The sequence below is a fragment of the Bradyrhizobium sp. SZCCHNS1050 genome (assembly GCF_032484785.1).
In the GTDB taxonomy this organism is placed as follows: domain Bacteria; phylum Pseudomonadota; class Alphaproteobacteria; order Rhizobiales; family Xanthobacteraceae; genus Bradyrhizobium.
Map to the genome: position 1 here is coordinate 3,046,462 of NZ_JAUETR010000001.1, position 22,883 is coordinate 3,069,344.

Annotated in this window: 19 protein-coding genes; 15 read left to right on the plus strand and 4 right to left on the minus strand. The window is 67.2% G+C overall.

What is annotated here, in order from left to right; genetic code table 11:
* The first annotated feature begins 14 nt into the window (after window positions 1-14).
* The 6 genes from QX094_RS13810 (at window position 15) to QX094_RS13835 (ending at window position 5,646) form a co-directional block, all read left to right on the plus strand.
* Window positions 15-989 carry an aliphatic sulfonate ABC transporter substrate-binding protein gene (locus QX094_RS13810; protein WP_316174430.1) on the plus strand — a complete coding sequence of 325 codons (975 nt, stop codon included), beginning with the start codon at window positions 15-17 and terminating at the stop codon, window positions 987-989.
* A 385-nt stretch (window positions 990-1,374) separates the two neighbouring features.
* Window positions 1,375-2,316: a transposase gene (locus QX094_RS13815; protein ID WP_315751903.1), complete on the plus strand. Its 942-nt coding sequence runs from the start codon at window positions 1,375-1,377 to the stop codon at window positions 2,314-2,316.
* Between the two features lie 109 nt (window positions 2,317-2,425).
* On the plus strand, window positions 2,426-3,274 hold the full coding sequence (locus tag QX094_RS13820; protein WP_316174431.1) for an ABC transporter permease: 849 nt from the start codon (window positions 2,426-2,428) through the stop codon (window positions 3,272-3,274).
* On the plus strand, window positions 3,274-4,059 hold the full coding sequence (locus QX094_RS13825; protein ID WP_315715154.1) for an ABC transporter ATP-binding protein: 786 nt from the start codon (window positions 3,274-3,276) through the stop codon (window positions 4,057-4,059). Before QX094_RS13820 ends, QX094_RS13825 begins: the two co-directional genes overlap by 1 nt.
* A 57-nt stretch (window positions 4,060-4,116) precedes the next feature.
* The gene (locus tag QX094_RS13830; RefSeq protein ID WP_315715155.1) at window positions 4,117-4,626 is read left to right on the plus strand and encodes an OsmC family protein; all 510 of its coding nucleotides are present in this window, start codon (window positions 4,117-4,119) and stop codon (window positions 4,624-4,626) included.
* A gap of 219 nt (window positions 4,627-4,845) precedes the next feature.
* Window positions 4,846-5,646, plus strand: coding sequence for a hypothetical protein (locus QX094_RS13835; protein ID WP_316174433.1), 801 nt, complete (start codon window positions 4,846-4,848; stop codon window positions 5,644-5,646).
* 171 nt (window positions 5,647-5,817) lie between these two features.
* Here QX094_RS13835 and mutS read toward each other — a convergent pair whose 3' ends face one another.
* Complete coding sequence (gene mutS, locus QX094_RS13840; RefSeq protein ID WP_316174435.1) at window positions 5,818-8,562, minus strand: DNA mismatch repair protein MutS; 2,745 nt, start codon at window positions 8,560-8,562, stop codon at window positions 5,818-5,820.
* Window positions 8,563-8,922: 360 nt separating this feature from the next.
* Here mutS and pcaF point away from each other — a divergent pair, with 360 nt between their 5' ends.
* From pcaF to QX094_RS13870, 6 genes are all read left to right on the plus strand, one after another.
* Window positions 8,923-10,131 carry a 3-oxoadipyl-CoA thiolase gene (gene pcaF, locus QX094_RS13845; RefSeq protein ID WP_316174437.1) on the plus strand — a complete coding sequence of 403 codons (1,209 nt, stop codon included), beginning with the start codon at window positions 8,923-8,925 and terminating at the stop codon, window positions 10,129-10,131.
* 130 nt (window positions 10,132-10,261) lie between these two features.
* Window positions 10,262-11,155: a dioxygenase gene (locus QX094_RS13850; RefSeq protein WP_316174440.1), complete on the plus strand. Its 894-nt coding sequence runs from the start codon at window positions 10,262-10,264 to the stop codon at window positions 11,153-11,155.
* Between the two features lie 59 nt (window positions 11,156-11,214).
* Window positions 11,215-12,279, plus strand: a complete 1,065-nt coding sequence (locus tag QX094_RS13855) for a phosphotransferase (protein ID WP_316183736.1) — start codon at window positions 11,215-11,217, stop codon at window positions 12,277-12,279.
* 249 nt (window positions 12,280-12,528) lie between these two features.
* The gene (locus QX094_RS13860; protein ID WP_315715421.1) at window positions 12,529-13,701 is read left to right on the plus strand and encodes a PspA/IM30 family protein; all 1,173 of its coding nucleotides are present in this window, start codon (window positions 12,529-12,531) and stop codon (window positions 13,699-13,701) included.
* Window positions 13,702-13,723: 22 nt separating this feature from the next.
* Window positions 13,724-14,374 carry an OB-fold-containig protein gene (locus tag QX094_RS13865; protein ID WP_316174442.1) on the plus strand — a complete coding sequence of 217 codons (651 nt, stop codon included), beginning with the start codon at window positions 13,724-13,726 and terminating at the stop codon, window positions 14,372-14,374.
* A 36-nt stretch (window positions 14,375-14,410) separates the two neighbouring features.
* Entirely contained in the window at window positions 14,411-16,102 is a 1,692-nt protein-coding gene (locus tag QX094_RS13870; protein WP_316171006.1) for a flotillin family protein, read from the plus strand.
* A gap of 264 nt (window positions 16,103-16,366) precedes the next feature.
* On the opposite strand, the gene QX094_RS13875 is transcribed toward QX094_RS13870, so the two are convergent.
* The 3 genes from QX094_RS13875 to QX094_RS13885 are packed head-to-tail and all read right to left on the minus strand — an operon-like array spanning window position 16,367 to window position 19,557.
* On the minus strand, window positions 16,367-17,923 hold the full coding sequence (locus QX094_RS13875) for an MDR family MFS transporter (RefSeq protein WP_315751914.1): 1,557 nt from the start codon (window positions 17,921-17,923) through the stop codon (window positions 16,367-16,369).
* A gap of 4 nt (window positions 17,924-17,927) precedes the next feature.
* Window positions 17,928-19,085 (minus strand): HlyD family secretion protein, encoded by a 1,158-nt coding sequence (locus QX094_RS13880; protein WP_315715163.1) that lies wholly within the window; start codon window positions 19,083-19,085, stop codon window positions 17,928-17,930.
* Complete coding sequence (locus QX094_RS13885) at window positions 19,078-19,557, minus strand: MarR family transcriptional regulator (protein WP_315751915.1); 480 nt, start codon at window positions 19,555-19,557, stop codon at window positions 19,078-19,080. The genes QX094_RS13880 and QX094_RS13885 overlap by 8 nt, the downstream gene beginning before the upstream one ends.
* A gap of 173 nt (window positions 19,558-19,730) precedes the next feature.
* Between QX094_RS13885 and QX094_RS13890 the strand changes: the two genes are divergently transcribed.
* The 3 genes from QX094_RS13890 (at window position 19,731) to ispG (ending at window position 22,685) form a co-directional block, all read left to right on the plus strand.
* A complete protein-coding gene (locus QX094_RS13890) occupies window positions 19,731-20,222 on the plus strand; it encodes a Fur family transcriptional regulator (protein ID WP_315751916.1) in 492 nt (163 codons plus the stop codon).
* Window positions 20,223-20,416: 194 nt separating this feature from the next.
* Window positions 20,417-21,370, plus strand: coding sequence for a DMT family transporter (locus QX094_RS13895; protein WP_316174444.1), 954 nt, complete (start codon window positions 20,417-20,419; stop codon window positions 21,368-21,370).
* Window positions 21,371-21,383: 13 nt separating this feature from the next.
* Window positions 21,384-22,685, plus strand: a complete 1,302-nt coding sequence (gene ispG / locus QX094_RS13900; RefSeq protein WP_316174445.1) for a flavodoxin-dependent (E)-4-hydroxy-3-methylbut-2-enyl-diphosphate synthase — start codon at window positions 21,384-21,386, stop codon at window positions 22,683-22,685.
* Window positions 22,686-22,883: the final 198 nt, after the last annotated feature.

A 22,883-nucleotide genomic window follows, 5' to 3' on the forward strand; every position in this document is an offset into this window, starting at 1 on the left:
TTGGAGGGGTGACGATGGGTGGATTGTCGAGGCGCGGATTTGCTGCGGTTGCGGCCGTGGTTCTACTGGGATGCGGCGCTGCACGCGCGGCCGAACCGGTGAAGGAGATCCGCTTGGATTGGGCGACCTACAATCCGGTGTCGCTGGTGCTGAAGCAGAAAGGACTTCTGGAGAAGGAGTTCGCCAAGGACGGCATCAGCATCGTCTGGGTGCAGTCGGCCGGCTCCAACAAGGCGCTCGAATTCCTCAACGCCGGCTCGCTCGATTTCGGCTCGACCGCCGGCTCCGCCGCGCTGGTCGCCCGGATCAACGGCAACCCGATCAAGTCGGTCTACGTCTATTCGCGGCCCGAATGGACCGCGCTGGTCAAGGGCAAGGATTCCAAGATTGCCTCCGTGGCCGACCTCAAGGGCAAGCGGGTCGCGGTGACCCGCGGCACCGATCCGCACATCTTCCTGGTGCGCGCGCTGCTGTCGGCGGGCCTCACCGACAAGGACATCACGCCGGTATTGCTGCAGCACGCCGACGGCAAGGCGGCGCTGATCCGCGGCGACGTCGACGCCTGGGCCGGGCTCGATCCGATGATGGCGCAGGCCGAGGTCGAGGAGGGCGCCAGGCTGTTCTACCGCAAGGCCGACGCCAACACCTGGGGCATCCTGAACGTGCGCGAGCAGTTCCTGAAGGATAATCCGGAGATCGTCCGCCGCGTGCTCGCCACCTACGAGGTCGCGCGCAAGGACGCGCTGGCCAACTACGACGACCTCAAGAAGACCTTCATCGCCGTCACGAAGCTGCCTGAGACGGTGGTCGACAAGCAGCTCAAGGAGCGCACCGAGCTGACCCATAGCCGCATCGGCGCACCCCAGCGCGAGTCGATTCTGGCTGCGGGCCTGGCGCTGCAGCAGGCCGGTGTCGTCGATGCCAAGGTGGATGTGAAGGCCACGCTGGACGCCCTGATCGACGACCAGGTCCCGTTGCCGACGAATTAGGACTTGCACGGCTCGGGCAATAGGCCGCTGCGCCAAATCGCCTATGCCAAGAGCCGGCGATCAAAAACCGGTGTCGTCCCGGACAAGCTCGCCAACGCGATGGCGTTGGCGGGCGCAGATCCGGCAGACTTTCCAGACACAGGGACCCATACTCCGTGACGCCTGTTGTTGACCACGCTTGAGCGGCATCTCGCTCCACAACGACCGCCGCGGCGTATGGGTCCCTGTGTCTGGAAAGTCTGCCATGATGATGGTGGGCGGGAAGCCGTTGGGTCCTTGGCGCTAGACGCCGTGAGCCGGCTCGGTCTCCCGCCCGTTCCATTTATCAACCTGAACAGTTGCACGAGGCTGCGCCAACAGACCTCGCATCACAGGGACAGGCACCGTGATCGTACCTTTTCGTTGCGTCGGAATCGACGTTTGCAAACCCTATCTCGATATTTTTGATGAAGCCGTGGGGGCGCCGGAGCGCATCGCCAACGGGCCACAGGCCATCACACAGCTGGTGGCGCGTTGGGGATGCGATGTTCTGGTGGTCTTTGAGGCCACGGGTGTCTACGACCTCGAACTGCGCGAGGCCCTGCGTCGGGCGGGCATCCGCTTTGCGCGGATCAACCCGGCTCGAGCTCGCGATTTCGCCCGCGCCAGCGGCCAACTCGCCAAGACCGATCCGATCGACGCGCGAACGCTGGCAGCCTTTGGGCGCGCCATGCAGCCAGCCACCGAGCAGGCCATGACGCCTGCCCAAAGCGCCCTCGCCAGGCTTGCAAAACGGCGGGATCAACTGGTTGCCATGCGCGCCCAGGAAAAGAACCGCCGCAGCGAGGCCGAGGACCGCGCCATGGCCGAACGCATCAGCCGCCTGATCGAGGTCCTCAATGACGAGATCGTCGAGATCGAGGCCGAGATCAACGCGCTCATCAAAGCCGAGCCGGTGCTTGCGGAGCAGGCACAGCTGATGCGCTCCGTGCCCGGTGTGGGACCCGTCGCCTGCATGCAACTCATCACCCAGATGCCGGAACTCGGCCATCTCGGGCCAAAGGAGGTAGCCGCTCTTGCGGGCCTGGCTCCCTTCAATCGCGATAGCGGGGCGTATCGTGGCAAGCGCAAGATCGGCGGCGGCCGGAAGCGTGTCCGCGACGCCCTCTACATGGCCGCCCTCAACGCCGTCCGCCGCGCCGATCGCTTCAAGATCTTTTACAACCGTCTGCGCCAAGCCGGTAAACCCGCCAAGCTCGCCCTCATCGCCGTCGCCAGGAAGCTTCTAACCATCCTGAATGCCATGATGCGCGACCGAAAACCTTATGCGATCACTCCATCAACATAACAGTTGCCGGCGCAAGGCCGGGACGACAGCGAGTTTTGGGGCGCCGTCCCTGGCCTCCATCGCCATCCGCCCCCACGCCTTGCATTCGCACCCGAGCGCTGTTCTCACTATGACCATGACCGTCGAACTCCAGGCCCCCGCCGCGGCGGCCACACCGCAGACCGCCAGCCAGCCATGGCTCACGCGGCTGATGCGCCCGCTGCTCGGCTTGCTGCTGCCGCTGTCGCTCGCACTCGCCTGGGAGCTTGCCGTCCGGGCCGGCTGGTCCAACGGCCGGCTGGTGCCGCCGCCCTCGAAGGTCTTCACCACCATCGCCGAGCTCGCCCGCTCCGGCGAACTCTCCCGCCACATCACGATGACCTTGACCCGCGTCGGCATCGGCTTCGGCCTCGGCGTCGCCGCCGGCACGCTGCTCGGCGGCATCTGCGGCTATTGGGGTTTCGCGCGCCGGCTGGTCGATCCGACGATCCAGGCGCTGCGTGCGATTCCGTCGATCGCCTGGGTGCCGTTGTTCATCTTGTGGCTCGGCATCTTCGAGACCTCCAAGGTGGCGCTGATCGCAGTCGGCGTGTTCTTCCCGGTCTATCTCGGCCTGACCGGTGCCATTCTTTCGGTCGACCGCAAGATCGTCGAGGTCGGCCGCGTTTTCCGCCTGTCCGGACCGGCCATGATCCGCCGCATCCTGCTGCCCGCGGTGCTGCCGGCCTATGTGGTGGCGCTGCGCGTCGGCCTCGGCCTGGGGTGGATGTTCGTCGTTGCCGCCGAGTTCATGGGCGCCTCCGAAGGGCTTGGCTACCTCCTGATCGACGGCCAGCAGCTCGGCAAGCCGGCACAGATCGTGGCGGCCATCGTCATCTTCGCGATCATCGGCAAGGTCACCGACTGGCTCCTGGAGATATCAACCGCGCCGCTGTTGCGCTGGCAGGACAGTTTCGCGCGCCAGAGCGGGGCGGCCTGATGCTGCAGCTCGCATCCGTCACCAAGGTCTATCCCAACGGTGTCCACGCGCTGGAGCGGTTCTCGGCCGGGATCCAGCTCGGCGAGATCATCGCCATCATCGGCGGCTCCGGCTGCGGCAAGTCGACGTTGTTGCGCACCATCGCCGGGCTCGACCGCGCCAGCGCCGGCACCGTGACGCTCGACGGCGAGGCGATCATTGCGCCGCATCCCAAGGTCGGCATCATCTTCCAGGAGCCGCGGCTGCTGCCGTGGCTCACGGTCGCCGACAACATTGGCTTCGGCCTGTCCGAGCTGCCGGCAGCCGAGCGTCGCGACCGTGTCGCCCGCGCGCTGCAACGTGTGGGCCTCGCCGACAAGGCCAAGGTCTGGCCGCGCGAACTGTCCGGCGGCCAGGCGCAACGCGTCGCGATCGCCCGCGCATTGGTGGCGCAGCCGGAGGTGCTCCTGCTCGACGAGCCGTTCTCTGCGCTCGATGCCTTCACCCGCAAGGATCTGCAGGATCATCTGCTCGATCTCTGGGCCGATACGCGCCCGACGCTGGTGCTCGTGACCCACGACGTCGAGGAGGCCGTGGTGCTGGCCGACCGCGTGCTGGTGATGCGGCCGCATCCGGGCCGGCTGTTCGAGGAGATCACCATCAATCTGTCGCGGCCGCGCGACCGCAACGCGCCCTTGTTCGAGCAGTTCAAGCGGCATGTCTTGACCGCGCTGGACCGCTCGCTCGACCGGACGATGCCGGACACGCAGGGCAGGCGTGAGCCCGGCGGCGGCCTGTGGTGGTGACTTTGGCGGCCCGGCCCGGTACATCTCGTCTGAAATAAATCCGGGAGAGAACGACAAATGGATGCTGCCGAGCTGCGCGCCATGCAGGCGCCGATCAAGGAACGCTACAAGGCCGACCCGTCCGCCGCCGTGATCACCTTGAAGGCCAAGGGCGAGGTCGGGCAGGAGGGGCTGACCTGCAAGCTCGAGACCGGGCGCGCGATGGCGGTGGCCGGCCTGCATCCCGGAACTGGCGGCTCGGGGCTCGAGCTGTGCTCCGGCGACATGTTGCTGGAGGCTCTGGTGGCCTGCGCCGGCGTCACCTTGAAATCGGTCGCGACCGCCGTCGAGGTGCCGCTCAAGAGCGGCCACGTGTTCGCCGAAGGCGATCTCGATTTCCGCGGCACGCTCGGCGTCGACAAGGAGGCGCCGGTCGGCTTCCAGGAAATCCGTCTGCGCTTCGAGGTCGACACCGACGCGCCGCAGGACAAGCTCGACCTCCTGCTCAAGCTCACCGAGCGCTATTGCGTGGTCTATCAGACCATCAAGAACGGCCCGAAGGTGTCTGTCAGCTTGAAGCGGGTGTAGTGCGCGGCGGCGCTGCCTCTGAGGAGACAAGCTGTTGAGGCTCGCTCGGTCTGCGCCTCCCCCGCCTGCGGGGGAGGTCGCCTCGCATCGCCGATGCGAGGCGGGTGGGGGACTTCTCTCCACACGGCACACCCCATCATCGCCGCCCGAGCCGCGCCCCCACCCCAGCCCTCCCCCGCAGGCGGGGGAGGGAGCCCACCGCCTGCGCAGCATGAACTGATGTCCCTCGATCCCTCCTTCCTGCTGCTGCTGGCTCTGCGCATGGCGATCGCGGCGTCGTTCGTGGTGTCGGCGTCGATGATCGCCGAGCGCACCGGGCCCGTGATCGGCGCGCTGGTCGCGACGCTGCCGATCTCGGCGGGTCCGACCTACGTGTTCCTGGCGCTGGATCACGATGCCGCGTTCATCGCGCAGGGCGCGCTGACCAGCCTGCCGATCAATGCCGCCACGATCTTCCTCAGTCTCGCTTACGCCGTGCTGGCGCAGCGCCGCAGCGTGCTGGTGGCAAGCGCCACCGCGGTGGCGGTGTGGCTCGGTCTCGCCGCGCTGATCAAGAGCGTGCAATGGACGCTCTTGATGGGCATCGTCGCCAACATCATCACTTTCGCGATCTGCCTGCCGCTGCTGCAGCGCTATCGCCATGCGAAGATGCCGCTGATCACGCGGCGCTGGTACGACGTGCCGCTGCGCGCTTCGCTGGTGGCAACGCTCGTCGCCACCGTCACCTCGGTCTCCGGCTGGGCCGGTCCCAGCGTGTCCGGCATCCTGGCGCTGTTTCCGATCGTCTTCACCTCGATGATGCTGATCCTGCAGCCGCGCATCGGCGGGCCCGCGACGGCGGCCGTGCTGGCCAACGGCGCCTACGGCCTGATCGGCTTCTCGCTCGCGGTGGTCGTGCTGCATCTCGGCAGCCTGCATCTGGGCGCCGTCGCCGGCCTGAGTGGTGCGCTGGCGACCTGCGTCGGCTGGAATCTCGGACTATGGTGGCTGGGGCGACGGAAGGTCGCTGCGGTCCGATAGGTCGCTCCACGTCATTGCGAGCGAAGCGAAGCAATCCAGGGCTGCGGGCGGGACTCTGGATTGCTTCGGCGCAAAGGCGCCTCGCAATGACGGCGGTTGTTGATCGATTGACCTCGCCACACTCGGTGTCATTCCGGGCTCGCGCTTTGCGCGCCCCGGAATGACGGCCAGCTATGACTTCGGCAATTTCGCCTTCAGCGCATACAGCGCGTCCATCGCCTCGCGCGGCGTCATCTCGTCCGGATGCAGCGCTTTCACGGCGGCGATCAGCTCTTCCGCCTCCTTAGACATCGCAGGCTCGGCTGCGGCGCGCGAGGGCACCGCGAACAGCGGCAGATCATCGACCAGCGCGCGGGCGTTCTGGCCGCGGTCGGCGGCCTCCAGTTTCGCCAGCACCGATTTGGCGCGGCTGATCACGGCCGGCGGCAGGCCGGCGAGCTTCGCCACCTGGATGCCGTAGGAGCGGTCGGCGGAGCCGGGCAGCACCTCGTGCAGGAACACGACGTCGCCCTGCCATTCCTTGACCCGCACCGTGGCGTTGAACAGCCGTGGTAGCTTGGCAGCGAGGGCTGTCAGCTCATGGTAATGCGTCGCGAACAGCGTGCGGCACCGGTTGCTCTCGTGCAGATGCTCGATCGCGGCCCAGGCGATGGAGAGGCCGTCGAAGGTCGCGGTGCCGCGCCCGATCTCGTCGAGGATCACCAGCGCGCGCTCGCCGGCCTGGTTGAGGATCGCCGCAGTCTCGACCATCTCGACCATGAAGGTCGAGCGTCCGCGCGCCAGATCATCGGCGGCGCCGACGCGCGAGAACAGCCGGTCGACGATGCCAATGCGGGCGCGGCTCGCCGGCACGAACGAGCCGATTTGGGCGAGCAGGGCAATCAGCGCGTTCTGGCGCAGGAAAGTCGATTTGCCGGCCATGTTCGGACCGGTGAGCAGCCAGAGCTGGCCGCTCTTGTGCCCCGGCGTCGGCGACAGATCACACGAATTGGCAATGAACGGCTGGCCCTCGCGCTTGAGGGCTTGCTCCACCACGGGATGGCGGCCGCCCTCAATGGCGAAGCCGAGCGAGCCGTCGACCTCCGGGCGCACATAATTGTCGTCGACCGCGAGCTTCGCCAGCGCAGTGGCGACATCGAGCATCGCAAAGCCGTGCGCGGCGGCGCGCAGATCGTCGCCGATCGCGAGCGCCTGTGCGCACAGCCGGTCGAAGATCTCGAGCTCGAGATTGAGCGCGCGCTCGCCGGCATTCGCAATCTTGGCCTCGATCTCGCCGAGCTCTGATGTCGTGAAGCGCACCTGGCCCGCCAGCGTCTGGCGGTGGATGAAGGTCGCGTTCAACGGCGCCGACATCAGCTTGTCGCCGTGCTGCGCGGTGACCTCGACGAAATAGCCGAGCACGTTGTTGTGCCGGATCTTCAGCGCCTTCACGCCGGTCTGGTCGGCATAGCGCGCCTGCATCGAGGCGACGACGAGCCGCGAGGCGTCGCGCAGATTGCGTGTCTCGTCGAGCGTCGCATCATAGCCGGATCGGACGAAGCCGCCGTCGCGCTTGATCAGCGGCAGCTGCTCGTCGAGCGCACGGGCGAACTCCTCGGCGAGCGTGCGCGCCGGCCGCGCCAGCGCGGACATGACCGACGCCACCTCCTGCGGCGGCTGGTCGAGCGCCGACAGCCGCGCCAGCGCCTGGTCGGCCGCAACGATACCGTCGCGCAGAGCGGCGAGATCGCGCGGACCGCCGCGGCCGACGGACAGCCGCGCCATAGCACGGGTCATGTCGGGCGCGCCGCGCAGGATCGAGCGGATGTCCTCGCGCGCGGCGCTGTCGGCGACGAAGACGTTGACGGCATCGAGCCGCCGGCCGATCTGCACCGGCTCCGTCAGCGGCGCGGCGAGCCGCTGCGCCAGCAGGCGCGAGCCGGCCGAGGTCACCGTGCAGTCGATCGCGTCGAGCAGCGAGCCGCGGCGCTCGCCGGCGAGCGTGCGCGTCAGTTCGAGGTTGGCGCGCGTCGCCGGATCGATCGCCATCGTGCTGCCGGTCGCCTCGCGCGCCGGCGGCGCCAGCGGCGGGCGCTGCCCCACTTGCGTACGTTCGACATAGGTGACGCAGGCGGCCGCCGCGGTCGCTTCCAAACGCGACAGCACCGCGAGGCCGTCCATGGTGGCGACGGCGAAATAGTCGCACAGCCGCCGTTCGGCGGTGGCCCCGTCGAACACGTCGCGCGTGAGCGGCGTCACCGCGGCGAGCTCGCGCAGCACCGGCTCGAACGCTTCGTCCGAGTACAGCGCGTCGGAGACGATGACTTCGTTGGGATTGATCCGTGCCAAGGTCGCCGTCAGCTCGGCGAACGCGCATTCGGTGACGATGAAGTCCGACGTCGAGATATCGATCCAGGCAAGCCCGAGCCGGTCGCCGCCGGAGGAGCCGCGGCTGCGCGCGATCGACAGCAGATAGTTGTTGGCGCGCGCATCGAGCAGATTGTCTTCCGTCAGCGTGCCCGGCGTGACCACGCGCACCACGCCGCGCTTGACCACGCTCTTGTTGCCGCGCGCCCGCGCCGCCGCCGGATCCTCCATCTGCTCGCAGACGGCGACGCGGATGCCTTGCGCGATCAAGCGATGCAGATAGTCCTCGGAGCGCTCCACCGGCACGCCGCACATCGGGATGTCCTGGCCCAGGTGCTTGCCGCGCTTGGTCAGCACGATGCCGAGCGCTTTCGAGGCGGCTTCCGCATCCTCGAAGAACAGCTCGTAGAAGTCGCCCATCCGGTAGAACAGCATCAGCCCCGGATGCGCTGCCTTGATGTCGAGATACTGCTCCATCATCGGCGTGAGCTTGGCCGGCGCCTCGGCGGGCGCGGCCGCAGGCACTGATTCTTGCGGAACCGGGGCGGAGATGGGCTGCTGGATCGTCATGGCGCGGAAACTAGCCAATTTGCCCGGACGGTCCTACCGCTTTGCAGGCGATGTCCCGGTTTTCCACGATGAGCGGTGCCTGCTGTTGCACCTCCCCCGCTTGCGGGGGAGGTCGTATCGCATCGGAGATGCGATACGGGTGGGGGAAGTCTCTCCTCACGGGGATTCTCGCTTGGGGCGGCCCCCACCCCAACCCTCCCCCGCAAGCGGGGGAGGGGGCGCACCGCTCGCGTTGAGAGAGCGTCGCATACGACAGCGCCGCGCATGCCACCCCGCGCTCCCGTCATTTGACCTGCCCCGTTCGCACTCCTAAAACCGCCGTCAATTCTGACCAGAAACACGAAAGTTCGGGAGAGAGCGATGCGAGACGTGTTCATTTGTGATGCGGTGCGGACTCCGATCGGCCGGTTCGGCGGCGCGCTGGCCAAGGTGCGCACCGACGATCTCGCGGCCACCCCGCTCAAGGCGCTCAAGGCGAAGCATCCCAATCTCGACTGGGCTGCCGTCGACGAGGTGTTCTTCGGCTGCGCCAACCAGGCCGGCGAGGACAACCGCAACGTCGCGCGCATGGCGCTGCTGCTCGCGGGCCTGCCGGATTCAATTCCGGGCCAGACCTTGAACCGTCTCTGCGCCTCCGGTCTCGACGCGGTCGGCGCGGCGGGACGTGCGATCCGCGCCGGCGAGGTCGATCTCGCGATCGCGGGCGGCGTCGAATCCATGACGCGCGCGCCGTTCGTGCAGGGCAAGGCGACGGAGGCGTTCTCGCGCTCGGCCGAGATCTTCGACACCACGATCGGCTGGCGCTTCATCAATCCGCTGATGAAGCAGCAGTATGGCGTCGATTCGATGCCGGAGACCGGCGAGAACGTCGCCGAGGAATTCCAGGTCTCGCGCGCCGAACAGGACGCGTTCGCGATCCGCTCCCAGCAGCGCGCCGGAAAGGCCATCGCCTCGGGCTATTTCGCCGCCGAGATCACGCCGGTCATGGTGCCCGGCGGCAAGGCCGGCCCTGTGACGGTGGACAAGGACGAGCATCCGCGCCCCGAGACCACGCTAGAAGGTCTGGCCAAGCTGAAGCCGATCGTGCGCAATCCGGGCACGGTCACCGCCGGCAATGCGTCGGGCGTCAATGACGGCGCCGCCGCCATGATCCTCGCCTCGGAAGCCGCCGTGAAGAAGCACGGCCTCACGCCGCGCGCGCGCGTTCTCGGCCTCGCCTCGGCCGGCGTGCCGCCCCGCATCATGGGCATCGGCCCGGTGCCGGCGGTGCGCAAGCTGATGGAGCGGCTCGGCCTCAAGATCACCGATTTCGACCTGATCGAACTGAACGAGGCGTTCGCGTCCCAGGGCATCGCCTGCCTGCGCCAGCTCGGCGTCGCCGAGGACGCCGATTTCGTCAACCCGCATGGCGGCGCCATCGCGCTCGGCCATCCCCTGGGCATGAGCGGCGCGCGCATCGCGATGACCGCGGTGCACGGCCTCGAGGTCCGCGGCGGCAAGCGTGCGCTCGCCACGATGTGCGTCGGCGTCGGCCAGGGCGTCGCGCTGGCGGTCGAGACGATCAACTGACGAAGCGCTGAGCGCTTCGTCATTCCGGGCAGCCCGCAGGCTGAACCCGGAATCTGGAGATGAGTCCTGCAATATCGAGATTCCGGGTTCGACGCTGGCGCGTCGCCCCCGGAGTGACGGAGTCCTGACGATGACCATCTCCCGCGAACAGGACGTCACGCCGGCGGTGCTGGCGGTGATGGATCGCACCGAGAACCCGCGGCTGCGCGAGATCATGGTGTCGCTGATCAAGCACCTGCACGGCTTCGTCCGCGATGTCAGGCTTACCGAGGCCGAATTTCGCGAAGCCGCCGCCATCATCGCCGAACTCGGTCAGCGCACCAACGACAGCCACAATGAGGTCGTGCTGATGGCCGGCTCGCTCGGCGTCTCGCCGCTGGTCTGCCTGCTCAACAATGGCGATGGCGGCAACACCGAGACCGCGCAGTCGCTGCTCGGCCCGTTCTGGCGGTTGAACTCGCCGCGCACTGACAATGGCGGCTCGATCGTGCGCTCGGCGACATCAGGCCCGGCGCTGTTCGTGCACGGTCGCGTGGTCGATCCGAACGGCGCGCCGGTCGCCGGCGCCGAGGTCGACGTCTGGCACGCCTCGCCGGTCGGCTACTACGAGAACCAGGATCCCGATCAGGCCGACATGAACCTGCGCGGCAAGCTCGTGACCGATGCCGATGGCCGCTTCTGGTTTCGCTCGGTGATGATGGTCGGCTATCCCATCCCGACCGACGGGGTCGTCGGCCGGCTGCTGAAGGCGCAGGGCCGTCATCCCTATCGCCCGGCGCATCTGCATGCGCTGATCGTCAAGCCGGGATTCAAGGTCCTGATCTCGCAGGTCTACGACCCCAACGACCCGCACATCGACAGCGACGTCCAGTTCGGCGTCACCAAGGCGCTGCTCGGCAACTTCATTCGCCACGACATGCCGCACCCGACCGAGCCCGGCGTCACCACGCCCTGGTATTCGCTCGATCACGTCTACCGGATGGAGATCGGCGACACCGTGCTGCCGCGCGCGCCGATCAAGTAGCGCTTCGGAATATCCCTGCTAGTATGGGCAAGCTGCAACCCTGAAGGGACGGCGCCCACATGTCCTCCACCGACTTGCCGTCCGTTGCCAAGCCCGCCGCGTTGACGGCGACGATGCGTGAGGCGGGTGTGCTCGAGTCCGGCGCGGTCTCGGACGTCGCCGCAATCAGCGACCGGCCGATGCTGTTGTCGCGCATCATCCGCCTTGGCTTGTCCTATAACGGCGCGGCCCCGGACGCGCCGAAGGCGCTGATCCTGAAAATCCCGATGCCGGCCTTCGCCAAGACGCTGTGGCGGGGCGGGCGCCACGAGGTCAATTTTTATCGCGGGCTGGCGCGGCTCATGCCGACGGGCCTCGTGCCCGGCTCTTACGGCGGCGCGTGGGACGAAGCCGCGCTCACCTGGCACTTGTTGCTCGAGGATCTCACCGACACGCACCAGACGGCGACGCCATGGCCGCTGCCGCCTGCGCTGCCCCAGGCCGAGGGGATCGTGCGGGCGCTGGCGCGGCTGCATGCGGCGTGGTGGGACGATCCGCGGCTTGGCGTGTCCATCGGCAGCTTTGCGACCGCGGACGAGCGCGCCGAGCGCGGCAGCACCTTTGCCGGCCACTATCAGCGCTTCGCCGATCAGTTGGGAGACCGCCTGAGCGCGGACCGGCGCGCGGTCTACGAACGCCTGATGGCGGCGACGCCGCGGCTCTCGGAACGCTATCTGTCGCGGCGAAACCTCAGCATTGCGCATGGCGACGCGCATGTCTGGAATTTTCTGGTGCCGAAGGCCGCCGACAGCGACGACGTGCGCGCGTTTGATTTCGACCAGTGGCGGATCGGCGTGCCCGCGAACGATCTCGCCTACATGATCGCGCTGCAAATCTATCCCGACCGTCGGGCGCGGATCGAGCGGCCGTTGCTCGACAGCTATCATCAGACATTGGTCGCAGGCGGTGTGACCGGCTACGACAGGGCGGCGCTGGATCAGGACTATCGTCTCGCCGTGCTCTGGCACATCGCCCAGCCGGTCTGGCAATGGGCGATCCAGCTCCCTCCGGTGATCTGGTGGAATAATCTCGAGCGCATCTTCCTTGCGTTCGACGATCTCGGCTGCCGCGAATTGCTGGACTGACGGCGCTTCCCTCGCGACAGGGCCGCACGCGCGCGGCGAGGTCTTTGTCGCTACACGTCACTGCGGTGCATTTTGCCGGCGTCGCTACCAGCCCCCTTAACGATCACCAGAGATTGTTCGCCGGCCTTAAACCGCCGGCCAGCATCGGCGCGACATATCGGCATGGGCATGGCGTTCGACATGGTCACGGAAGGGATCGGATCGGGAGCTGGCTTGCTAAAGCACGGATATTGTGCTTTAGTGTTTCCTATGGCCGGAAGCGCCCACGATCAGGCTGTTCGCTACCGTCTGCTCCTCTCCCCCGAGGCGCGGGACGCGATCGAGGCGACCTTCGCCGACTATGCCCGGATGATGGACATGCTCGACGAGATCGCTGCTGGCAAAGGCATCGGCGCCAATCTCGTCACGCTGCACGGCCATGCCTACGACCCGATCCGCAAGGCCACGCGGCTGCCGTCGCGCCTCGTCACGCTCGGCTTGCGCGACCGTGCCGCCTATCGCGCCGCCTCGAATCCGCGGCTGCCGCTCGACGACCGTCTGGTGAATGTCAGGAATGCCGGCATGTTGTCGCTCGGCACCGCGCGCGGTCGCATCGCGATCCCGTTCGAGGTGACCGGCTACGTCGCGGGCTGGCCGCACGCGACGCCGGCGCAGCTCGTGCGAACGGACGAAGATGACTTCGAAGTCCATTTCGGCGTTACCGCAACGTCACACGCTCGTCTCAGCCCAACCGTCAGCCCACGAAAGGACCACGTCATGCTCGCCGAACACGCGCCGGCCCCCGACACGCTCCTGTCACGCGCCGGGCGCCTCATCGCCGGGATCGCCTATGGAGCGATCGAAAAGGCCGAGGACAAGAACCGGGTCGCGCTGGTCAGCCAGGCGATCCGCGAGATCGAGCAGGCCGAGCGCGAATCGCGCGAGAGCCTGTCGCATGCGCGCGCGGAGGAATATCGGCTCAATGCACGCCGCGCCGAGATCGAGCGCGAGACGACCGTGCTGGCCGAGCAGATCCGCGTCGCCATCGCCGAGCACCGCGACGATCTCGCCCGCGCCGGCATCGCCCGGCAGATGGATCTCGAAGCCCAGTTCGAGGTGCTGTCGAAGGCGATCGACGAGAATGCCGAGCGCATCGATGCGGTGCTGACGACCCTGCGTGCGATTCTGTCGAGCCTGCAGGACGCGCAGGCGCGTCTCGCCGAGCTGGAGCACAGCGAGGCGCTCGCCGACCAGCCGAAGGCCGCATCGCGCAAGGGGCCGGATGCCGGCCTCGCCAAGGCCGCGCGCGCCTCCCGCGTCATCGCCCGCGCCACCGGCGTGCCGGAAGGCATCCCGCCGTCGCCCGACATCGACGAATTGTCGAAGCTGAAGCGTGACAAGGACATCGCCGAGCGGCTGGCGCGGCTGAAATCGCAGAATTGAGCGGGCGGGGGCGCGTCGTCCCATGACCATCGTCGACCATTTCATGCAACCCGAGGTGCGGCCGTTCGCGATTGCCGCCGTGATGATCGTTCTGGTCGGCGGCGTCGAGATCGGCTCGATGCTGATCGGCCTGTCGATCAGCGAGTTGCTCGGCCAGACCGTCGATCTCGGTCACGACGGCCACAGCACCAGCGTCGGCCACGTGCTGTCCTGGATCAATGTCGGCGGCGTGCCGCTGATGATCTGCATCCTGCTCGCGCTCGGCATCTTCTCGATCACGGGCTTTCTGATCCAGGATGCCGCGCGGCTGGTGGCGGTGGCGCTGCCGCCAACGGCCGCGGGCGTGCTCGCCGCCGTCGTCACGGTGCCGCTGTTGCGGCGCTCGACGCGCTACGCGGCGCGGCTGGTGCCGCAGGATGAGAGCTATGCGGTCGGGCTGTCCGATCTCGTCGGCCGCATCGGCGAGGTGGCGGTCGGCCCGCTCGATGGCGGGCTGCCCGGCCGCGTCCGCGTCAAGGATGTCCACGGCAACTGGCACATGGTGACGGCCTCGGCCGCGCCGGATTCGCCGTCATTGCCGGTGGGCGCGTCGGTTCTCCTCGTCGACCGCAAGGATGGCCGCTTCATCGCGATCGCCGCAGCCGACGAACTCACGAGCTCCAAGACACCTTAGCTCCAAGACACTTTCCTCAACCCGAAAGTAAATCCCATGTTTGATCTGGTTCTGCCTGCGTCGATCGGCGTTGTGCTGCTGGTCGTTCTCGGCACTGTCTTTGCCGTTCTCTACCATCGGTCCACCCGCGACGAGGCGTTCGTGCGCACCGGCCTGGGCGGCAAGAAGGTGGTGCTCGACGGCGGCGCCGTGGTGCTGCCGATCTTCCACTCCATCGCGCGCGTCAACCTCAAGACCTTGCGGCTCCGCGTCGAGCGCTCGAAGAAGGATTCGCTGATCACCAAGGACCGCATGCGCGTCGACATCGACGCCGAGTTCTACGTGCGCGTGAAGCCCGACGTGGATTCGATCGCACTGGCGGCGCAGACCCTCGGCGCCGTCACCAACAATGCCGAATTGCTGCGCGACCAGGTCGAGGCCAAGTTCGTCGACGGCCTGCGCTCGGTCGCGGCCACGATGGAGCTGTTGGACCTGCAGGAGAAGCGCTCGGATTTCGTCAAGCACGTCCAGGCCGCAGTCGAGGCCGACGTGCAGTCCAACGGCCTGGAGCTGGAATCGGTCTCGCTGACCAAGCTCGACCAGACCGACATCTCGTTCTTTAACGCCGAGAACTTCTTCGACGCCGAAGGCCTGACGCTGTTGAAGACGGTCACCGAGACGCGGCGCCGCGACCGCAACGCGATCGTACGCGACAATGAGGTCGCGATCGCGCAGAAGGACCTCGAGGCGCGCCAGCTCACGCTCCAGATCGAGCGCACCAAGAAGGAGGCCGAGCTCAGCCAGGAGCGCGACATCGCCAACAAGACCGCGAGCACCCGCGCCGAGGTCGCAAGCGCGACGCAGACGGCGTGGCAGACCGAGGAGAATGCGCGCATCGAGGCGCAGCAGAAGATCGCGCAGCGCGAGGCGGAAGCCTTGAAGGTGCGAGAGACCGCGGCGATCGAAAGCAATCTCGCGATCAACCGCCGCAAGACCGACGCCGACCGCGAGATCCAGATCGCGACGCAGGACAACGACATCCAGATCGCGACCAAGAGCAAGGAAACCTCGGAAGCGCGCGCGGTCGCCAAGGCGGCCGAGGCGCTTGCGGTCTCCGCGGAGGAAAAGGTGACGACGGCGCGCGCCATCGAAATCGCCGACCGCGAACGTCAGACCGCGGTCATGGCGGCGCGGAAAGAGGCCGAGCAGCGCTCGACCGGCATTACCGTTGCCGCCGAGGCAGAAAAGCGCGCCGCGGTCGATCGCGGCGAGGCGGCCAAGACCCTGGCCGAGGCGGAGGCCGAGGCCAACAAGATCAAGGCCGTCGGCGTGCGCCAGATCGGCGAGGCGGAAGCCGCGGTCATCCTGATGAAGAACGAAGCCCAGAACAAGCTCGGCAGCAACGTGATCGATTTCGAGCTCGCCAAGCAGCGCATCGCGACCATGCCGGCCGCGCTCGGCGAGATGGTCAAGCCGATCGCCAATCTGAAGGACGTTCGCATCCTGCACACCGGCGGCGCGTTCGGCGGCAATGGCGGTGCCGGCGGCAATGTCGGCTTCGGCGAAGGCCTCGCCGGCGAACTGCTGCGCGTGCACGCGCTGAAGCCGTTGATCGACGAGATCCTGGTGCAGTCCGGCTTCAAGCCCGGCGACGATCCGGTGCAGGCGCTGGCCGGCGTGATCCTGCCGACGGCCGAGGCCAGGCCCGCTGCCGCACCGGCGAAGATCGAGCCGCTGCAGAAGCCGTAGGCCAAAATGTGAAAAGGGAGGCCCCGGGGCTGGGGGCGGCGCTGGAGGAGCCACCGCCCCCGCCCGGCACATCACGAGTGGGGCGCTCATGAGGTGCAGTCCCTGCGCGCAACTCATACGCAGAGAACCGTGTGGGGTGAGCAGAAGATAGCCGGAAACGCGCCGGATTGAAGTTACAAATCCATCACGTCGCGGTCACCTTTTTGCTATCCCGCCCCCACCCTGTCTCGACAGCGCGCGCATTTTCCGTCGCGGGGGAAGCGGTCACTCCATGACGGCGTGGTCGGCCGGGGCGGACTGCGCGCGCAACGCGGTGCGCGTCGAGCCGATCATGACCGCGAGCGGGATCGAGACCAGGATGAACGTCATGACCAGCTGGTAGTCGTGCGAGAATGCCAGGATCTGCGCCTGCACGGTCACCATCGCGTCGGCCATCGCGCGCCCGGCATCGGTGGACAGGTTCAGGAGGCCGGCAACATTGGGCATCTGCAGCGCGTGATTGAACGGGTTGATGTGCTCGACCAGGATCGCGTGGTTGCGCCGTGTTCCCTCGGTGAGCTGCGCGATCGCGATCGAGATGCCGATCGAGCTTGCGACATTTCGCACCAGGGTCAGCATCGAGGTTCCATCAGTCCGCAACTCGCCCGGCAAGGTCAGGAATGCCACGGTCGAAAGCGGCACGAACACGAGGCCGAAGCCGAACCCCTGCATGATGCTGATGGTGATGATCTCGGGCACGCCAGTCTGGTCGGTCCACGCCGTCATCTGGAACAGCGACACTGCGGTCAGCGCCAGGCCGACGATGATCAGCGTGCGCGCCTCGATATAGCGCAAGAGACGCCCGACCAGCATCATCGCGACGAAGGTGCCGCAGCCGCGGGTCGCGAGCAGCACGCCGGCGGTGATGATGGGATAGCCGATGACGTTCTGCAGGAACGGCGACGACAGCGCCATGGTCGAGAAAAGCACGAGGCCCATCACCGTCATGAACACGCAGCCGCCGACGAAATTGCGGTCCTTGAACAGCGCGAACTGGATGAACGGCCGCTGCGTCGTCAGCGAATGCGCCAGGAAATAATAGAAGCCGACGGCGGCGATGATGAACTCGATGATGATCTCGTTGCTCTCCAGCCAGCCCTGGTCCTCGCCGCGGTCGAGCGCGATCTGCAGCGAGCCGATGCCGATGGCGAGCGCCGCGAAACCGAACCAGTCGAAGGTCAGCTCCGCGTTCGGCTTGGTCTCCTCCATGAACGCCATCAGGCCGAGCACGGTCACGGCGCCGAACGGCAGGTTGACGAAGAACACCCAATGCCAGGAATAGGTCTCGGTCAGCCAGGCGCCGAGCGACGGCCCCATGATCGGGCCGAGCATCACGCCCATGCCCCAGATCGCCATCGCCTTGGCGCGCTCATGCAGCGCGTAGGAGTCGAGCATGACCGCCTGCGACAGCGGCACCAGCGAGGCGCCGAACACGCCCTGCAGGAGGCGGAACAGCACCATCTGGGTGATGTCCTGGGCGAGCCCGCACATCACGGAGGCGATGGTGAAGCCGGCCGAGCAGACGATGAAGGTGCGCTTGCGGCCGAAGCGGTTGGCGATCCATCCCACCGGAGCGGTCATGATCGCGGCCGCGACGATGTAGGACGTCAGCACCCAGTTGATCTGGTCCTGCGAGGCCGACAGCGTGCCCTGCATGTAGGGCAGCGCGACGTTGGCGATGGTGGTGTCGAGCGCCTGCATGATCGTCGCCGTCATGGCGCAGATCGTCACCATGTTCCGGCGGAGGCCCGGAACTGCGGATGAGGCCGCAGGCGCGGTCATGACGCTACTCGTCCTTGTCCGCCGCGTGCGCCGATCCGAACAGCCCGGCCAGCGTGCGCTCGTGGCCGGTATCGATCGACACGTTGACGCTCATGCCGGCCTTGAGCTTCGCGACGAATCTGTCGGCCTTGTCGAAATAGATCCGGACCGGCACGCGCTGCACGACCTTGACGAAATTGCCGCTCGCATTTTGCGGCGGCAGGATCGCGAACTGCGCGCCGGTGCCCGGCGACAGCGAGCCGACCGTGCCCTTGAAGCGGTGGTTGGGGAAGGCATCGACGTCGAGCTCGACCGGCTGGCCGACCGCGACATAGGTGAAGTCGCTCTCCTTCGGGTTGGCGTCGACCCAGGGATTGCTGATGTCGATCACCGAGAACACCGGCGTGCCCGCGGCCACGAAGCGGCCGAGCTGGATCTGGTCGACCTGGGTCGCGATGCCCGGCATCGGCGCGCGCAAGGTGGTGTGGTCGAGGTCGCGCTGCGCGTCGTCCAGCTTGGCCTTTGCCTGGACGTAAGGCGGGAACTGCTCCAGCGGCAGATCGGGATTGCCGAGCAGCTGCGTTTTCGCGTTCGACAGCTGCTGCTTGATGTACTGCGCCTGTGCGCCGGCGGTCACCAGCGCATTCGCGGCATTGTCGAGGTCGAGCTGCGAGCCGAAATTGCTCTTGGCGAGCGTCTGCTTGCGCTCGACGTCCTTCTGCTTCAGGTCGATGCCCTGCTGCGCGAGATCGAGCATCTGGCCGTAGATCTTGATGTTGGCGGTGAGGTTGTCATAGCTGATGCGCGCCTGCTCCAGGGCCGCCTTGGCCTGGTCGACCGCCAGGCGATAGGGCACGGGGTCGATCTCGAACAGCTCGTCGCCCTTCTGCACCTGCTGGCCTTCCTTGACGACGACCTTGACGATCTTGCCGGAGATGTCGGGCGTGATCAGCACCTTCTGGGCGCCGACATAGGCGTCGTCGGTCGTCACGTAGCGGCCGCCATTGAGATACAGCACGAGGCCGCCGATGGCGGCGACGAGCGGCAGCACCACCAGCAGCAGCGTGCGACGGTAGCGGCGCAGCAATCCGGGGCGCGCCGGCTTCGCGTCGGCGGCCGCGGGCGGCGCCGCATCCGGGCTGGCCTTCTGGTCGGGGGCGAGTTTCAGGGCGGGCTCAGCCATAGCGCTGCTCCTTTCGCTGCTCGTCGCACAGCGACTGCAGGGCGTTTCTCACGTTTTCCTTGATGGCTTCGAGATGGGTCATCAGCCGCTCGGCATCACCGGCGCTGATGCCCTGGAGGGCGGTGTCGGTCAGATCGCTGCGCAGCACCGCAAGCTTCGCGAGCAGCGGGCGCGCGGCCTTCTTCAGATAGAGCCGGTTGACGCGGCGGTCGCTGTCGTCGCCGCGCCGCTCGATCAGCCCGGCCTCGGCGAGCTTGTCGATCAGCCGTGTCAGCGTGATCGGCTGCATCTCCATCTGCTCGGCGAGCTCGGACTGCTTCATCCCCTCGTAGCGCTCGACCTTCGCCAGCACGGCCCATTGCGCGCGGGTCATGCCGAAGCGCGCCGCCTCCTTGTCGGCATAGGCGCGCACCAGGCGCTGCAGCTCGCCGAGCGTAAACAGGAAGTTCACGTCCACCGACGTGCGGGTCATGGCTGATCTCGATTCCAAGAGGGGGAACTAAGCTTTGGCTGTAATAAGCCTCGGATATGATAAGCAAGCTTATGAATATTTGATGGCTCTGCCGAGCGCACCCGCCCCGCCGCAGATGCATGGCTCGGCCGCGGCCTTTGGCGAGACCGGCCCGAGATGCTAGATTGTCGGCAATGACCCTCGCAAAGCCCACCTTCCCGGCGCCGGACCACGACCATGGCCGCTGCGCGGCCGATGCCCTGGACCATGCCGAGCGCATCTGCGCCCAGCGCGGCCAGAAGTTCACGCCGCAGCGCCGCCAGGTGTTGGAGGCGCTGCTGTCGAGCCACCGGCCGCTCGGCGCCTACGAGATCATCGAGGAACTTGCCAAGGTCGCCGCGCGGCCGGCGCCGATCACCGTCTATCGCGCGCTCGAGTTCCTGATGGCGAACGGCCTGGTGCACCGCATCGAGAGCCGCAATGCCTTCCTCGCCTGCGCCCATGACCACGAGCAGACCGCGCTGGTGGCGTTCCTGATCTGCGAGAGCTGCGGCGCCGTCGGCGAGGTTCCGGCGGCTCCGATCGCGGAAAGCCTGAAGCTGGCCGCCGCGGCATCGGGCTTCACGCCGAAACTGTCGGTCGTCGAGATCACCGGGCTGTGTGCCCATTGCCAGAAGGCGGCGTGAGAACGCTCACTGCGGCGCAAGCTGTACACGTGTGAATGACCGTCGTATTCGAGTTTCTGCGCGAGTCCGGTGCGCGCAGGGAGAGGCCAGCACCGCCGCTCTACGTCCGCATCATCTCCGACTGACCAAGACAAAGCTGACCACACCTTGATGGCGGTCCAAAAAACGAAACGCGCCAGGGAGCCAACGTCCTCGTGTCCGCAACGCCAACCTCATCCGCCGCGACCCGGCCGCTCGGCCTGGGCGCGATCGCCGTCATCCTCGTGCTGTGCCTGTCCTGGGCGTTCAACCAGATCGCCGTGAAGCTCGCGCTGCCTGAAATTCCGCCGCTGCTGCAGGCCACCTTCCGTTCGCTCGGTGCGCTGCCGGTGCTGCTGGTGTTCGCGCGGGTGCGCGGCGTGAAGATGTTCGAGCGCGACGGCACGCTGGGGCTCGGCCTGGTGGCAGGCCTGCTGTTCGGCTTGGAATTCGTGCTGATCTATCAGGGCCTGCTGCTGACCTCGGCGTCGCGCGCCATCGTGTTCCTGTATACCGCGCCGTTCTTCGTCGCGCTCGGCTCGTTCCGCTTCCTCGGCGAACGGATGGGCCCGGCGCAATGGGGCGGGCTGGCGCTCAGCTTCACCGGTGTGGCGCTCGCGATCGGCATTCCCCAGGCCGATGTCGACGGCCGCGTGCTGCTCGGCGATCTCCTGGTGGTCGGCGGCGGCCTGCTCTGGGGCGTGACCACGGTGTTCGTCAAAGGCACCCGGCTGCGCTTCATCGCGCCCGAGCGGGCACTGGGGTACCAGGTGGCGGTCTCCGTCCCGATCATGGCCGTGGCGGCCCTCATTGCCGGGGAGCGGTTGACCCAGGTTCCCAGCCCGTTCGTGATCGGCCTGATGGCCTACCAGTCGATCTGGGTGGTCGGGACCACGTTCACGGTCTGGTTCGCCCTGATCAAGGCCTACTCGGCCAGCAAATTGTCGGCATTTACCTTCATCACCCCTTTATTCGGGGTGCTGGCGAGCTATTTCATCCTGCATGACGCCCTGACGCTGGCCTTTGGCCTGGCTGCCGTGCTTGTGATCGTTGGGCTTTTTCTCGTAAACCGCCCGAACCGCGTGGTCCTGGCCGTGACTGATCCATTGCTGAATGTCACCAAAACCTGATATCCGAGCGCCCATGAACAAGCCCGAGATCCTGACCGAGAACACCTCAGCGTCCGATGTCGCCGGACCCGCTCCCCGGCATCGGACCACCCGCGTCATGGTCGGCAACGTCGCCGTCGGCGGCGGCGCCCCGATCGTGGTGCAGTCGATGACCAACACCGACACCGCCGACGTCGACCAGACGGTGGCCCAGGTTGCAGCGCTGGCGCGCGCCGGGTCCGAGATGGTCCGCATCACGGTCGACCGCGAGGAGGCCGCCGCGGCCGTCCCGCAGATCCGCGAGCAGCTCGACAAGCGCGGCATCACCACGCCCTTGATCGGCGACTTCCACTATATCGGCCACAAGCTGCTGACCGACTATCCGGCCTGCGCCGAGGCGCTGGCGAAATACCGCATCAATCCCGGCAATGTCGGCTTCAAGGACAAGCGGGACACGCAATTCTCGACCATCATCGAGCTCGCCAACAAATACGGCAAGCCGGTCCGCATCGGCGCCAATTGGGGCTCGCTCGATCAGGAGCTGCTCAGCAAGCTGATGGACGAGAACGCGGCTTCCGCGAACCCGCGCGATGCGCGCGCGGTGATGCGCGAAGCCATGGTGCAGTCGGCATTGCTGTCGGCCGCCCGGGCCCAGGAGCTCGGCATGCCGAAGGACCGCATCATCCTGTCGGCCAAGGTCTCGGCCGTGCAGGACCTGATCGCGGTCTATCAGGACCTCGCCGCACGCTCCGACTACGCCATCCATCTCGGCCTCACCGAGGCCGGCATGGGCTCGAAGGGCATCGTCGCCTCCGCGGCGGCGCTCGGCATCCTGCTGCAGCAGGGCATCGGCGACACCATCCGCATCTCGCTGACCCCCGAGCCCGGCGGCGACCGCACCCTCGAAGTTCAGGTCGCGCAGGAGCTGTTGCAGACCATGGGCTTCCGCACCTTCGTGCCGCTGGTTGCGGCGTGCCCCGGCTGCGGCCGCACCACCTCGACCACGTTCCAGGAGCTGGCGCGCTCGATCCAGGACTTCATCCGCGAGGAGATGCCGGCCTGGAAGACGCAATATCCCGGCGTCGAGGCGCTCAACGTCGCCGTCATGGGCTGCATCGTCAACGGCCCCGGCGAATCCAAGCATGCCAATATCGGCATCTCCCTGCCCGGCACCGGCGAGGCCCCGGCCGCGCCGGTCTTCGTCGACGGCAAGAAGTTCCGCACCCTGCGCGGGCCCACCATCGCCGCCGACTTCAAGGCGCTCGTCATCGACTACATCGACCAGCGCTACGGCAGCGGCGCCAAGGCGCCGGAGAGCGTGACCGCGGCGGAGTAGGGCGGGCACGCTGGTCCCGGCTCAGCCAGCGGCGCCTCCTGTGCCGCTGGGTTGATCGCGCGGTTGCTTGCGGCGAGAAGGTCTGACCATTCGTTACTCCGTCACGCCCGGGCTTGTCCCGGGCATCCATGTCGTTCCGAGGATGCCGAGCGGCGTGGATGGCCGGGACGAGCCCGGCCATGACGATGTGGCAGCAGA

Excerpts from the sequence above, each read along its gene's own strand:
- QX094_RS13820 (WP_316174431.1), top strand. The coding sequence starts at position 2,426 with ATGACCATGACCGTCGAACTCCAGGCCCCCGCCGCGGCGGCCACACCG.
- QX094_RS13865 (WP_316174442.1), top strand. The coding sequence starts at position 13,724 with ATGACCATCGTCGACCATTTCATGCAACCCGAGGTGCGGCCGTTCGCG.
- QX094_RS13830 (WP_315715155.1), top strand. The coding sequence starts at position 4,117 with ATGGATGCTGCCGAGCTGCGCGCCATGCAGGCGCCGATCAAGGAACGC.
- QX094_RS13810 (WP_316174430.1), top strand. The coding sequence starts at position 15 with ATGGGTGGATTGTCGAGGCGCGGATTTGCTGCGGTTGCGGCCGTGGTT.
- QX094_RS13825 (WP_315715154.1), top strand. The coding sequence starts at position 3,274 with ATGCTGCAGCTCGCATCCGTCACCAAGGTCTATCCCAACGGTGTCCAC.
- QX094_RS13855 (WP_316183736.1), top strand. The coding sequence starts at position 11,215 with ATGTCCTCCACCGACTTGCCGTCCGTTGCCAAGCCCGCCGCGTTGACG.
- pcaF (WP_316174437.1), top strand. The coding sequence starts at position 8,923 with ATGCGAGACGTGTTCATTTGTGATGCGGTGCGGACTCCGATCGGCCGG.
- QX094_RS13860 (WP_315715421.1), top strand. The coding sequence starts at position 12,529 with ATGGCCGGAAGCGCCCACGATCAGGCTGTTCGCTACCGTCTGCTCCTC.
- QX094_RS13875 (WP_315751914.1), bottom strand. The coding sequence starts at position 17,923 with ATGACCGCGCCTGCGGCCTCATCCGCAGTTCCGGGCCTCCGCCGGAAC.
- QX094_RS13890 (WP_315751916.1), top strand. The coding sequence starts at position 19,731 with ATGACCCTCGCAAAGCCCACCTTCCCGGCGCCGGACCACGACCATGGC.
- mutS (WP_316174435.1), bottom strand. The coding sequence starts at position 8,562 with ATGACGATCCAGCAGCCCATCTCCGCCCCGGTTCCGCAAGAATCAGTG.
- QX094_RS13850 (WP_316174440.1), top strand. The coding sequence starts at position 10,262 with ATGACCATCTCCCGCGAACAGGACGTCACGCCGGCGGTGCTGGCGGTG.
- QX094_RS13885 (WP_315751915.1), bottom strand. The coding sequence starts at position 19,557 with ATGACCCGCACGTCGGTGGACGTGAACTTCCTGTTTACGCTCGGCGAG.
- QX094_RS13870 (WP_316171006.1), top strand. The coding sequence starts at position 14,411 with ATGTTTGATCTGGTTCTGCCTGCGTCGATCGGCGTTGTGCTGCTGGTC.
- ispG (WP_316174445.1), top strand. The coding sequence starts at position 21,384 with ATGAACAAGCCCGAGATCCTGACCGAGAACACCTCAGCGTCCGATGTC.
- QX094_RS13835 (WP_316174433.1), top strand. The coding sequence starts at position 4,846 with ATGTCCCTCGATCCCTCCTTCCTGCTGCTGCTGGCTCTGCGCATGGCG.
- QX094_RS13880 (WP_315715163.1), bottom strand. The coding sequence starts at position 19,085 with ATGGCTGAGCCCGCCCTGAAACTCGCCCCCGACCAGAAGGCCAGCCCG.